The organism is Leuconostoc carnosum, assembly GCF_014207505.1.
Taxonomy (GTDB): Bacteria; Bacillota; Bacilli; order Lactobacillales; family Lactobacillaceae; genus Leuconostoc; species Leuconostoc carnosum.
Genome location: NZ_JACHGL010000001.1, coordinates 211,715 through 225,561, shown reverse-complemented (window position 1 = coordinate 225,561; position 13,847 = coordinate 211,715). Strand labels below are relative to the sequence as shown.

The 13,847-nt window shown below is 37.5% G+C and carries 11 protein-coding genes and 1 tRNA gene; 5 read left to right on the top strand and 7 right to left on the bottom strand.

All coding sequences use genetic code 11. The annotated features are described in order from the left end of the window. Positions 1-165 precede the first annotated feature (165 nt). The gene (gene ade / locus HNQ98_RS01045; protein ID WP_135198154.1) at positions 166-1,821 is read left to right on the top strand and encodes an adenine deaminase; all 1,656 of its coding nucleotides are present in this window, start codon (positions 166-168) and stop codon (positions 1,819-1,821) included. A 2-nt stretch (positions 1,822-1,823) separates the two neighbouring features. Continuing rightward, the gene (locus HNQ98_RS01040; protein WP_135197534.1) at positions 1,824-2,315 is read left to right on the top strand and encodes a hypothetical protein; all 492 of its coding nucleotides are present in this window, start codon (positions 1,824-1,826) and stop codon (positions 2,313-2,315) included. A gap of 45 nt (positions 2,316-2,360) precedes the next feature. Here the strand turns inward: HNQ98_RS01040 and HNQ98_RS01035 are convergent, their stop codons facing one another. The 4 genes from HNQ98_RS01035 to HNQ98_RS01020 all read right to left on the bottom strand — a co-directional run bounded on the left by HNQ98_RS01035 (position 2,361) and on the right by HNQ98_RS01020 (position 6,725). After that, positions 2,361-4,757 carry an FtsK/SpoIIIE family DNA translocase gene (locus tag HNQ98_RS01035; protein ID WP_135197535.1) on the bottom strand — a complete coding sequence of 799 codons (2,397 nt, stop codon included), beginning with the start codon at positions 4,755-4,757 and terminating at the stop codon, positions 2,361-2,363. Positions 4,758-4,895: 138 nt separating this feature from the next. Next, a tRNA-Glu gene (locus HNQ98_RS01030) sits at positions 4,896-4,967 on the bottom strand. A gap of 74 nt (positions 4,968-5,041) precedes the next feature. Continuing rightward, positions 5,042-5,554, bottom strand: coding sequence for a tRNA (cytidine(34)-2'-O)-methyltransferase (locus tag HNQ98_RS01025; protein WP_014974503.1), 513 nt, complete (start codon positions 5,552-5,554; stop codon positions 5,042-5,044). A 4-nt stretch (positions 5,555-5,558) separates the two neighbouring features. Further along, on the bottom strand, positions 5,559-6,725 hold the full coding sequence (locus tag HNQ98_RS01020) for an AI-2E family transporter (protein WP_135198155.1): 1,167 nt from the start codon (positions 6,723-6,725) through the stop codon (positions 5,559-5,561). 168 nt (positions 6,726-6,893) lie between these two features. Between HNQ98_RS01020 and mvaD the strand changes: the two genes are divergently transcribed. From mvaD to fni, 3 genes are read left to right on the top strand one after another with little or no spacing between them, the layout of a single operon-like run. Beyond that, positions 6,894-7,844, top strand: coding sequence for a diphosphomevalonate decarboxylase (gene mvaD, locus HNQ98_RS01015; protein WP_135197537.1), 951 nt, complete (start codon positions 6,894-6,896; stop codon positions 7,842-7,844). Beyond that, positions 7,837-8,859: a phosphomevalonate kinase gene (locus HNQ98_RS01010; protein WP_135197538.1), complete on the top strand. Its 1,023-nt coding sequence runs from the start codon at positions 7,837-7,839 to the stop codon at positions 8,857-8,859. Before mvaD ends, HNQ98_RS01010 begins: the two co-directional genes overlap by 8 nt. A 2-nt stretch (positions 8,860-8,861) precedes the next feature. Further along, positions 8,862-9,920, top strand: coding sequence for a type 2 isopentenyl-diphosphate Delta-isomerase (gene fni, locus HNQ98_RS01005; protein ID WP_135197539.1), 1,059 nt, complete (start codon positions 8,862-8,864; stop codon positions 9,918-9,920). A gap of 18 nt (positions 9,921-9,938) precedes the next feature. On the opposite strand, the gene brnQ is transcribed toward fni, so the two are convergent. The 3 genes from brnQ to purB all read right to left on the bottom strand — a co-directional run bounded on the left by brnQ (position 9,939) and on the right by purB (position 13,832). Beyond that, positions 9,939-11,294: a branched-chain amino acid transport system II carrier protein gene (brnQ, locus tag HNQ98_RS01000; protein WP_135197540.1), complete on the bottom strand. Its 1,356-nt coding sequence runs from the start codon at positions 11,292-11,294 to the stop codon at positions 9,939-9,941. Positions 11,295-11,865: 571 nt separating this feature from the next. Next, complete coding sequence (gene hpt, locus HNQ98_RS00995; RefSeq protein WP_014974509.1) at positions 11,866-12,429, bottom strand: hypoxanthine phosphoribosyltransferase; 564 nt, start codon at positions 12,427-12,429, stop codon at positions 11,866-11,868. Between the two features lie 107 nt (positions 12,430-12,536). Beyond that, a complete protein-coding gene (gene purB, locus HNQ98_RS00990; protein WP_135197541.1) occupies positions 12,537-13,832 on the bottom strand; it encodes an adenylosuccinate lyase in 1,296 nt (431 codons plus the stop codon). Positions 13,833-13,847 lie beyond the last annotated feature (15 nt).

Here is a 13,847-nt window from a genome sequence, read left to right as displayed (position 1 = left end):
TAACTAACTCCCACTATTTTAAAGCACACAGCGACCCTTGTCAAACTAATTAAATAATTGGTATAGTCCATTTCAAGAATAAATAAAGAACACTTAGTTTGACTTTTTATCTAAACTAATCCTTAAAATATGTTAAACTATAAAAAATTGAAAGTGAGATTTATTGTGACAAAAACTGTGACATGGCATATTACTAATGCCAAAATTTTAGATGTATTTAATCTTAAATTTGATCAGACTGATCTCTGGATTGATGGTAAGCAAATAATTTATCGTGGTAAAGACCCTGATTTAAGAGCAATCAACACTTATGATGCACAAGGAAAATATATTGTCCCTGGCTTAATTGATGCCCATGTACATATTGAAAGCTCACTACTAGCACCAAGTGAATTTGGCAAATTAGTCATGCCTCATGGCATTACTCGCGTATTTGCAGACCCTCATGAAATTGCTAGTGTGGCTGGTATTTCAGGTATTCAATATATGCTAGAAGACGCGCGACAATCACCACTTCACATCCACTATATGCTGCCTTCATCTGTCCCAGCTACACCTTTTGAACATGCCGGTGCGACACTGCATGCCGACGCACTGAAACCTTTTTATAGTGTCCCTGAAATAAATGGATTAGCTGAAGTTATGGATTTCCCAGCGGTCTTTAATGAAGATCAAGATATGCATCAAAAAATTCAGGATGCACAAGCTGCCGGAAAACATGTTGATGGCCATGCATCTGGATTATCACGTGAGCAATTAGCGATCTACCGTAAATATAGCATTGATACAGATCATGAATGTGAAAATGCGCAACAAGCGCTTGAGCGTCTCAATGCCGGCTTTTCCATCTTTGTACGCGAAGGCACAGTTGAGCGTGATGAGTTAGCCATTTTGCCAGCCATTAATATGATTAATCAAGCTCATTTTTCTTTTGCAACTGATGATAAAACAGCCAACGATATCCATAGTGAAGGCTCTATTGATTATAGTGTCAAATTGGCTATCAAAAATGGGTTATCCCCCGCTGTCGCCTTCACTATGGCAAGCTATAACGCTGCTCAAGCACAAAAAGTACAAAACGTCGGTGCTTTAACTGACGGATTTATTGCCGACTTAGTTGTACTTGATCGGTTAGAGGATTTTTCAGTTGAAAAGGTTATGCTTGATGGTCAGTGGTATGAAGATACTACTTCTACCGTGACGCCTATTGCCAACCAATTATTAAATTTCACATTACAGCAATCAGATATAGCACTGCCAATTGATGATTCAAAACCAGCTCATGTAATTGAAATTATGCCACATCACATTACAACCAAACATGTCACTGAAGCAGTCCCCACCCAAGATGGTTATTTTTCTGCAAATGATACTTATGCTAAAATTGTAGTCGCTGAACGTTATCATAATCTTGGCCATGGTGTAGGTATTATTAAAGGATTTCACCTAACCAACGGCGCAATTGCCTCAACAATTGCTCATGACTCACATAACGTTATTATTGCTGGCACTAACGACGATGACATGATCTTAGCAGCTAACACATTACGTGAAATTGGTGGCGGTGAAGTCGTTGTCAACAATGGTCAAGTAACAACTCTACCTTTGGCAATCGGTGGCCTCATGTCGGACCATTCTTATCAGCATGTTATCAAAACGAATAACACACTCCGTGCAGCTTTCTCTAAAATTAGTGATATTAAATTTGATCCATTCCTCACGCTGTCTTTCATGGCGTTACCGGTAATTCCTAGCCTTAAAATAACCGATCAAGGATTATTTGATTTTAACCAATTTGCATTTATCAATATTCAGGATTAACTATGAAAACTTTCAGTATCTCACCAGAAAAATTACTTACCATTTTACTCGGTCAGCCTGTTGATTTAAACTTTGATTATACGGGTTTACTTCTACTAGCGGCCGAAAAAAATACTAAATATCATCTGCCATCAGAAATGGCTGGTAGTATAATTTACATTGAAAACCACCACAATACTTTCGTATCGTTAGTCCACCCTTTCAATGTGCCCACGCAAAATCAATTATTTGATGTCGATGATAACCTTATCCACCGTGAACCATATAATTGGTTTGGCCCACAATCAGTAGTCATTGAGAAGAAAATGCAAGATTTCGCTGCACAATACGATGGCCCTACCACTGAAAGTGGTGCTATACCAAGACACTTCATACCTGATAATATTGCCGAACCCGTAATCTTATCAGATAATTATTGGCAAGATTACACTAAATTTGTTAATGATACTGATGGTCGTTTTGCATCAGAATTAAAACCAATGTTTAATATATAATCAAAAAAAGATGCATATAACTATGCATCTTTTTTTATCGTTTTATCAACTATGTTCTGTGCCAGAACTCCCATCACTGATATTAACACGACGTGGGCGCGAACCATCTGATGGCCCTATATAACCACCTGATTCTAAATCATCAATTAATCTGGCAGCACGATTATATCCAATTCGAAAACGTCGTTGCAGTAATGATGTTGATGCTTTTTGTTGTTCTATGACAAATTGTAACGCTTCCTGAAATAATTCATCTTCACTATTCCCTTGACTAGCACCATCACCACCGTCTTGTGCAATTTCATCATCAGTCACAGTCATCGCTTCAGAATATTGCGCCTCCTGTTGCTCTTTAACAAAAGAAACAACATTTGTCACATCCGTATTACTAATAAATGCGCCTTGAACACGTTGTGTTGGCTTTCCAGGTGGCGCAAAAATCATATCCCCTTTACCTAACAATTTTTCAGCACCATTCGTATCCAAAATTGTGCGTGAGTCAATGCCCGATGCCGTTCTAAATGCAATTCGCCCAGGAATATTACTTTTAATTGTACCATTAATAACTTTTACATCTGGTCGCTGCGTAGCCAAAATCATGTGAATCCCGGCTGCTCGAGCTTTAGCCCCCAAGCGTGCGATAGACACTTCAATTTCTGAACCAACAGTACTCATTAAGTCAGCAAATTCATCGACAATGGCCACAATATAAGGCATTTTCTGCATGATACTCGTGCCACTCTCTTTCGATTCGGCATTTTGCTTATCAACTGCAGCATTATATTCACCAATATTACGCTTGCCAAACTGTGCAAGTAATTTATAACGATTTTCCATTTCATCAACAACTTTTTGTAATGATTTCGCAGCCTTTCTAGGATCTGAAACAACCGGTGTTAATAAATGTGGGATCCCATTATAAATGGATAATTCAACAACTTTCGGATCTACCATCATTAATTTAACTTCACTTGGTTTGGCTTTTAACAAAATTGAAATAATAATACTATTTAAACCGACTGATTTTCCTGAACCTGTTGATCCAGCAATCAATAAATGTGGCATATCAGCTAAATTCGCCATGATGATATTGCCTGTCACATCACGCCCCAACGGTACACGTAATAAATGTTCATCATCTTTCGGCGCATGCTCAATCATATCTCGAAAACCAACGGCTGCCTGCGTATCATTTGGCACTTCAATACCAACATAAGGTTTGCCAGGAATAGGTGCCTCAATACGAATAGACTTAGCTGCTAGAGCTAAAGCCAAATCATCCGCCAAATTCGCAATACGATTAACTTTAACGCCCTGTCCTGGTTTTAGCTCATATTGTGTCACGGTTGGCCCTAACGAAACGCTGGTAACTTCCGCTTCAACACCAAAACTTAGCAACGTATCATGAACCAAACGTGATTTTTCCGTAAGACTTTTGAATTCTTTCGTTTGATCAGTTGCAGCCACTTGTGTCAACAGCTCAACAGAGGGTAGTTTATAATCTGGATTGTTATTTTCTGGCACACTAGTAGCCAATTCAACATCCCCATCATCCGACGCATTTGGCGCCTCTTTTTCAGGTAGCTTCGCTGAACGACTAGTTGATGGCACTTCTGGTTGACTCTCTACTGGACCCTGCCATTTAATCTCTGGTTCGACAAATTCTGATGGTGTCGTATCTGGATCACCTTCTGAAGGTAACATATCATTATTTGGTGTGGCTACTTTTTCAGCACCTTGGTGCAATCCTAGTGGGTCATCCCCATAATCTGTCACATTTTTTTTATGACGTTTAAATAAGGCACGATGTTCTGGCATATTAACGCGTCGTTCTTGTACATAAGCCACACCAGCTTGAGCTTTTTTAATCCCTTTATCCGTTAAATCACGGGCAGGAATTCGGAAGAAAATAATGATACCACTCATTAATAGAATGATTGACACAATCCACGTACCAATATTTGACATCAATGTAAATAATAGATGATACAAAGCCGCGCCGATAACGCCACCACCTACAGGCGTATTGGCTGATTGATTCACAAAATCTTGACCTATCAGACGTACAACTTCATTGATATAACCGGTTCCATTGGGTAATGTATACGTAAAGAAAAGCAGTGATGTGATTATCAATAGTGCCACAAAAGTCATGATAGTACCAAGGATAAAATGTCCTGCTATTTTTGGCATTTTCTTAAAAATAAAGTAGTAAATGATACCAAAAGTTACCGGAATGATAGCGACTAAATACAAGCTGCCAAAGAAAAATCTGAAAATATCCGCAATATATACACCAATTAATCCAAGCTTAAAAATACCCAGAATACCTAAAAGTGCCCCTAACAGTATGGCTATATTTTTCCCGATAATAGCACTTGGTTCTGCTTTTTTTCGTGTCGTACTACGCCGTCTTTTTTGTGGTGCTTTACGTGTTGCCAATTTTTATCACCTTTTACAATTTAATTAATAACTTAACACTCTATTCTATCACGAAATGCAAGCAAACAGTTGTTCGCTCATGATTTTAAAAATGACTTATGACATATAAAAAGCCACAACCGAAGTTGTGACTTGATATAGCTCGTGAGAGAATCGAACTCTCGATTCCGCCGTGAAAGGGCAGCGTCTTAGCCACTTGACCAACGAGCCATGGTCAGTGATGCTTGATATCTCTATCAGACAACTATAATAGAATACCAAGAATTTTATGCCCTGTCAACACTTTATTTCAATTTATCTTGTTCGTAAGTATGAATTGTATCTAAACTTTGGAAGTTTTGCTGACGGAGTGCTTCATAGAGCACAATTGCCACTGTATTTGATAAATTTAATGAACGAATATGTGTGTCATCTTGTGGGATTCGAATGGCTTTTTCTGGATTTTGTCGCATGAATACTTCAGGTAATCCCGTTGTCTCCTTACCAAATAAGAAATAATGATCACCATTTTTTTCACCATAATCTGGTTGTGTGTAATCCATATTTGCAAATTTAGATACCAAATATAGGTGATCTTCAGCCTTCAAAGTTGCCAAAAAATCGGGTAAACTATCATGACGCACTAATTGAACGTAATCCCAATAATCTAAGCCCGCACGTTTAACGTGCTTGTCATCAAGTTCAAAACCAAGCGGTTCAATCAAATGCAGTACTGCATCGGTCCCAGCAGTTGTTCGTGCAATATTACCAGTATTAGCTGGCATTAACGGTTCAAATAATACAATGTGATTTGTCATTTAACTAAATTTTCTCTTCCTTTACATCTACATCATCTTCAAATAAATCAGAATTATATCGCCACCATTCATAGATATGTGTCACTAATACCTTAACAACGGCATAAGTTGGTACAGCTAAAATGACCCCCAATACACCGAAAATGTGTCCACCACTCAATAAGACAACAATTACAGTGACTGGGTGAATGGCCAATGCACTACCCAGAATTCTAGGTGCAATAACATGTGCTTCAATCGGTTGTTCAATAATCAATACAACAATCGCCAATAACAATAATTTAGGTCCGCCAGCAATTAAAGCAACTGTCCACACAGGGACTTGAGCCAGAATCGATCCAACGTAAGGAATCATGTTGAAAAATCCAGCCATTAGTGCCAAAAGAATACCATAAGGCAAACCAATTATCGTAAAACCGACACCAAACATAATCATAACGGCAAAAGCCACACCGAGTTGACCTCGAATATAATGTGCAATTTGTTCACTAATTTCTGTTAATAATTGACGCAAAGAGCTTCGCACCCTACGCGGGAATTTTTCAGCGACAAATCCTGAAAAACGGTGACCATCAAGTAACATATAATAGAGAATAAATGGCGTTGATACAACAGTTATCCCAATAGTAGTCAGTATAGAAGCAAATGAACCGATGCCAGCCACGCCAGTTGTTACATATTTCCGACTCCAATCAACAACATTTTGATTAATATCAGCATTAGTATTATTTAAAAAATCACGTACTGTTTTAAACTCATTAGATTTAAATGTTTCGTTAATAAAATTTTGACTAGTTGTCCAATAATTTGGCCAATGGTCAATAAATGATATGACTTGGTCACGCAAAACAATGACAACAATGCTAATAATACCCGCAATAATACCCAATAATAGAACTAAAAGAATACCCACAGATAAATTGCGAGGTATTTTTGTATGCTTACTAAACCAAGCCACCGCTGGACTCAATAAATAATACAACACCCCAGCGATTAAAATAGGTGCACCTACTGCTGTAAATAAAGCCCGAACAGGTTCAAAAATAAAACGCACCTGCCAACCCAGAAAAATAATCAATAAAACTAATAAAACCACTAGTAATCCGTTCAATAAGTTATTTCCCGAAAACCACCGTCGGTACCAGGTATGTTGCTCTGCTTGTTTAGCCATCGAGAACCTCCACTATATATTTTAATTTTACCACATATCTATAACATTTCATGCACACAAGCACCAAATGAGCCGTTTGATAATTCTGTTTTTATCATAAAGGTATCTGCCTAATCAACTAAAGTATGATAATATTGAAGTAACTTAATTTTTTAGGAAGAATAGTTTATGACTTCAACAGCCACAGCCCACACCAACATTGCATTAATTAAATATTGGGGTAAAAAAGATGCCATACTAAACCTACCCACAACGAGTTCGCTATCATTGACACTTGATAAGTTTTATACAACAACAACTGTCTCAAAAAATGATAGCATTGACACATTAATTTTGAATGGTCAAAATGTTGATGCTAGAAAAATTCAAAACTTTTTAAATATCTTGCGTGATGAATTAGGCACATTTGATCAATTAACAATTACCTCAGAAAACCATGTGCCCACAAGCGCCGGATTGGCTTCTTCAGCCTCTGCTTTTGCTGCGTTAACTGCAGCAGTTACAAGGGAGTTAGCACTTGATTTACCAAACGAAACCCTTTCACGTCTTGCTCGACGCGGTTCGGGTTCTGCATCTCGCTCATTTTACGGGCATTTCGCTGTTTGGCATGAAGGTATTGATGATAAGTCATCATTTGCTGAAAGTATAGCAGCTCCTGATATGCCAATTGCACTTGTAGTTGCAGAAGTATCGTCTGAGGCCAAAAAAGTTAGCTCGACCGAAGGTATGCAACGTGCCATGACTTCTCCAGACTATTCATCTTGGATTCAGAACAGTGCCAAACAATTTTTAGATATTCAAAATGCGATTATCACTTCAGACATCGAAAAAATTGGTTATATTGCTGAAAAGAATGCTTTAGATATGCACGCATTAAATCTAACTGCGCGGCAACAACCTTTCACTTATTTTACCCGGGAAACCCAACAAATTTTAGCGATTGTTTCTGATTTACGGCACAAAGGTATTTTAGCCTTTTCAACAATGGATGCTGGTCCTAATGTCAAAATTATCACAACCCTAAATGAAGCCCCAACTATCGTAAATCATCTCAAAAAGGAAATGCCGCATCTTAAGGTTCAAACAGCGGCTAGCGGACCTGGTGTCACTTATGACTAAAATATCTGTTCCTGGCAAACTGTTTTTGGCTGGCGAATATGCCATTACAAATCCTGGTAATACAGCAATAGTTGCAGCTATAACTACTGGTTTGTCAGTGGAAATTACTCCTGCAACAGAAAATTCCACTATTCAATCTAATACTATCAAACAACTTTTGCTATTCCAATTAGATCAACTTAATAAGCCATGGCCTGACGATTGGCGATATGTTTGGGCAGCTATAAAAATCATATATGATTATAATCAACTGAGCGACGCTATCAAATCAATGGATCCAATTCATATAAGCATCAATAGTCATCTCAACACATCAGCTGGCAAAATTGGACTTGGTTCATCAGCTGCCGTTACCGTGGGAATTATTGCAGCATTTGATGATTATTTTCAGCTTAATTTGCCAATATTAGTACGTTTTAAATTAGCCGGTCTGGCACACTTACACGTGCAAAAAAATGGCTCACTTGGTGATATTGCCGCTATTACTTACGGGGGGGTCATCAGCTATCAAAGTCCTGACCTATCTCAGTATAGCCAACCAAATCAAAATTGGTTAGACGCTTCTCTTGCTAACCAATTTTGGCCAAATCTCAACATTCAAACACTAACTTGGCCACAAAATTGGCAACTATTACTTGGTATGACACATGAATCGGCTGATACAAAAGCAGCTATTAATCATGTTGTTTTGTCAGAACAATTTTTAACTGCTAGTCAACAAATTGTTAACGACATTATTCAGGCAATTCAAGACGTTAATTATACAGAACTTTCAATAACACTTACTGACAATCAGCAGCTATTAACGGCTAACTTACCAACAAATTATATCACCCCTAAATTAGCACACTTATTATCTGACTTAGACGGTATTGCTGGCAAAATTAGCGGAGCTGGGTTTGGTGATAATGGTTTTGCTGTAACCAATTATGATGACCAGAAATTAACTGTTAAATGGCAATCACATCATATTGACTCACAACACATTACTATTGCCCCCAGACAAAGAGGTTAATTATGAACGAATCGCGACAATCTCATCGTAAAGATGAACATCTATCCCTTGGTATCAATCTTTGGCGTCAAAATCAACGTCTCCAAGTTGGTGCAACATATGATGACGTACGTTGGTTACCAAATACATTTCCAGAAATGACCGTATCTGAAGCAAATGTTGGTACAACAATACTTAATCAGTCTTTCAACTGGCCATTTTATATCGAAGCAATGACTGGCGGCTCTAATATGACTGGCCGTATTAATGGTCAACTCGCTGCAGTGGCTAAACAAACAGACTTAGCAATGGCTGTTGGGTCACAATCAATTGCACTTAAAGAACCAGATAAAGCTGAAACATTTTCCGTTGCTCGTAAAAATAATTCTGATGGTTTTTTAATCGCAAATCTCGGGGCTAACCATCCGATTGCAGATGTGCGTGAAGCTATTGATATGATTGATGCCAATGCAATCGCAATGCATGTCAACGTTGCTCAAGAGCTTGTTATGTCAGAAGGCGATCGTGACTTTTATTGGTTGGACAATCTTGCTACTATCATTGCAAAATCACCAGTTCCTGTCATCATTAAGGAAGTCGGTTTTGGCATGAGTCCCCATGCTTTTAAACAACTTAAACAATTGGAACCAGCCGCTATTAACGTTGGTGGTGCCAACGGTACTAATTTTGCTATGATTGAGCGGCGACGTAATCGCAACAATACTTCTTTCAACTTAGATAGTTATGGTTTATCAACAGTTGAAAGTTTATTGTCAGCAACATTTACGAAAAATACACACCCACTCATTGCAACTGGTGGTATTAGTTCAGCAAATGACATTGTCACAAGCCTCATGTTAGGTGCTAATATGACGTCTAGTGCAGGTTTCCTATTAGAAACATTAATGACTGGAGGCCAAAGCGCACTGATTGAATTAATTCATCAGTGGCAGTCAGATCTACCACGCCTATTTACTCTCTTGGGCGCAAAAAACATTACTGATTTACAACATAAAGAAAGACTCTACTCTAATGAGTTACAAAATTTCATATCACAACAACAAAAAAACGCGAATCTTTAGCATTCGCGTTTTTTGTATTTAAGTGAGCTCAATATCAGCTACTTGCTGAACATTACGTAACTTATATAAAATCAAACCAATAACAAAACCAATAATTGTTGTTGCAATCCACTCTAAACCAACATCTGCCAATGGAATACTAGTTGCATACCATGTCAAAAATGGTTTCAAAAATGTGATGCTAAATGGTAAATGTTGAATACCATCAAAAAATGCAGGAATCAATGTTAAAATCATTGTTGGTAAATAAACAATACGTGCATTGTTAAACATAGGCGAAGCAATACCAAGAATGATGAGTGTAATCGCAATGGGATATAAGAACATTAACAAAGGCAAAGCCCAGCTAATGATCGTGTCTAATCCAAAATTTGATGCAACAAACGATAGTACAATTGTGATTATTAACCATTGACGATAAGAAATTTTAGGAAAAATACGGTGAAAGTCTTGCGCAAATGATGCTGTCAAACCAATGGCTGTTGTCAACACTGCTAGTGTTCCCATTACAGCTAAAAATGCGCCCCCAAAACTTCCTAAATAATAAGTTATAATTTGCGTTAATGCAATCGTCCCATTTTCTGAAAATTTAAATTGGGCTAATGACGATGTCCCAAGTAAAATTAAGCCAACATAGACAATAGCAATACCTAAAATAGCAATGAACCCTGTTTTTGCCGTGATTTTTGAAATCGTAGCAGTATCCTCAAAGCCCATCATTTGAATTGCACGCACAATTGTAATACCAAAAGCCAGAGCAGCTAAAGCATCCAGTGTGTTATAACCTTCCAAAAAAGCTGATGAAAATGCCTGTGTTTGATAAGCGATGTTTGGCGTGTGTGACAACTGACCCATGGGATTAAAAATAGCAAGCAAGAATATCACAGCCAGTAAGAAAATAAAAATTGGGTTTAAATATTTACCGATGTATTTAGTAATATTGTGTTCGTGGGAACCTAGCCAATAAACAATCCCGAAGAAAATAGCTGAAAATAAAAATAAGCCAATTGTTTGTAAATTGTTTGGTAACCAGTTAGCAAAGCTTAAAGAATACGCCACAGTTGCTGTTCGCGGTGTTGCGATCATTGGTCCCAAAGAAACATGTGTTGCAATAAGAAAGAATATAGCAAAACCACTGCCAACAGGCTTGGCTATATCATAAATACCAGCTGAACGTGTTTGAGATAAGGCAATCAACGCTAACCATGGGATAATAATAGCACTCAATAGGAAAGCAATTGTTGCCAACCCCCAATGTTGTCCCGCAAGTTGTCCCAAGTGTACCGGAAAAATCAAGTTTCCTGCACCAAAGAACATACCAAATATCAATGATGATAGTAATAAAGTTTTCTTAAAATCTATTTTTTCTGTCATATTATATCTCTTTTTTAATGTTATATCGTTAAATAATAATAACGAACTGCTCAGAATTTCCTATGCATTAACATTTTGACTCGATACAATCCACCAACTGATTGCCCCATATAATACTTCCTCCTTTAAAATATGATATTAGCCAATACCACACTACTAGTTCTATCAATAACAGAAATCTAATGAAATAAAAAAGTTGCATGCCATAAAGACACACAACGGGCGAATTCTCGCGGTACCACCGTTCATTTACAAGTTCAATACTTGAAATCTCTTCTTGATTGCGAGAAATATAAAAATATCTCTGACAATCATACGATATAACGGTCGTGACCGATTAATATGAGACATCAAATACGCTCACACTAACTTTCTCCAGAATTACCTTCAAACACATCCCTGACACCTTCTCACTTTATGGTGCTCTCTATTAACAGGACAACATGTCTTACTCTTTCCTTCATCAAAAATGTTAACATATTTATATTCTTGCATTATTTTATCATATTGTCAATTATTATTTTTCATAATTCTAATATTATATAATAATTATCAAAGTAATAACATTAACTTAATTAATTTGATCTAATTTATCAAAATCCACAATCGCAATAACCGGTAAATTACGGAAAAAATTATTATAATCCATACCATAACCCACTAAAAATTCGTCAGGTACTTCTAACCCAAAATAATCTACTTCAAAATCAACAACACGTGCATCCTTCTTATCTGCTAAAGCAACTGTTGTGACACTGGCTGCACCTTTTAATTCAAAATAATTGTTTAACCATTGCATTGTGCGCCCAGAGTCAATAATTTCATCCACAATGACAACATCACGGCCTGTTAAGTCCATACTCACATCATGCACTACCTTAACTTGTCCAGTCGATTGATCACCGGCGTAACTCTTGACATCAATAAAATCGAAATCAACATCTAATGGCATTTTTCGCAGTAAATCTGTCGCAAAAATAACCCCACCTTTTAACACAGCAATAAAAATAGGTCGTTGCTGATTATCAGCAAATTTATCTGTTAACTCATTGGCTACACGTTGTACTTGTGCTTGAATATCGGTTTCTGTAGCTAACACCCCTTTGATAGCAGGGTGATTAATTAAAGATTTCATATTTCATATTCTTTCTTAATATATAATTCATTATGATCAGTAATTATTGACCGGCAAAAAATAAACATGTCTCTGATAATTAATTGTCCATTTGCACACAGCAGCTTTTATAACAAACCTACGCGTTTGAATAGTTCATCAACATGCCGCAAATGATAATGATAATCAAATGCGTCATCAATTTGTTCTTTAGTTAATTTAGTAGTAATCATTGTATCATTGTCCACCAAATCTCGGAACATTAATTGTTCATCCCATGATCGTGCGGTCAGCGGTTGTACTGTATCATAGGCTTGTTCTCGAGACAAACCGGCATCAATCAAACTGAGTAATAGCCGTTGTGAGTAAATCAAACCATATGTGCGGTCCATATTTTTACGCATGGTTTCAGGAAATACACCTAGATGATTTAAAATATTCGTATGACGGTGCAACATATAATCAATAATCGCTGTCGCATCTGCTAAAATAACACGTTCAGCTGATGAATGAGAAATATCTCGTTCGTGCCATAAAACAACATCTTCCAAAGCTGTTACCGCATAGCCACGTAAAACACGAGCTAAACCAGTAATATTTTCATCACCAATTGGATTACGTTTGTGTGGCATTGCTGAAGAGCCCTTTTGTCCTTTAGCAAATCCTTCCTCAACTTCGTGAATTTCTGACCGTTGAAGTGATCGAATTTCTGTTGCTAATTCTTCCATTTGTGTACCAATCAAAGCAATTGTTTGAATATAGTCAGCATGCAAATCACGTGGTAAAACTTGTGATCCAATTGACTGCGGTGCTAATCCCAACTCTTTCATGGCAACAGACTCAACGCGCGGTGGTACGTTAGCAAAAGTACCGACCGCCCCAGATAATTTACCTGTTTCCACTGTACTTGCCACGCGATCAAATCGTTCAATGGCACGTGTAGCTGATGCGTAAAAACGGGCCATTTTCAAGCCAAAAGTCGTAGGCTCAGCGTGCACGCCATGTGTACGTCCCATCATCACTGTATCTTTGTATTTCAATGCTAACTGCTTAATTGATTCACGCCAAGCTAGTAAATCATTTTTTATAATAACATTGGCTTGTCGTAATCGTAATGCTTGTGCAGTATCAACGACATCTGTAGAAGTTAAACCATAATGAATCCATTTACGCTCATCGCCTAAAGATTCTGAAACGTTTCGCGTAAACGCCACCACATCATGACGCGTTGATAATTCAATTTCAGCAATCCGATTAACATCAAATGTTGCCTTAGCACGAATCTTTTCCAAATCAGATTCTGGAATATGACCTTCAGCTACCCAACCAGCATCGACAGCAATTTCAACATCCAACCAAGTTTGATATTGATTTTGAATAGACCAAATGTCACGAAGTTCTTGACGAGAATAACGTTCTAGCATGTTTACAATCCTTTA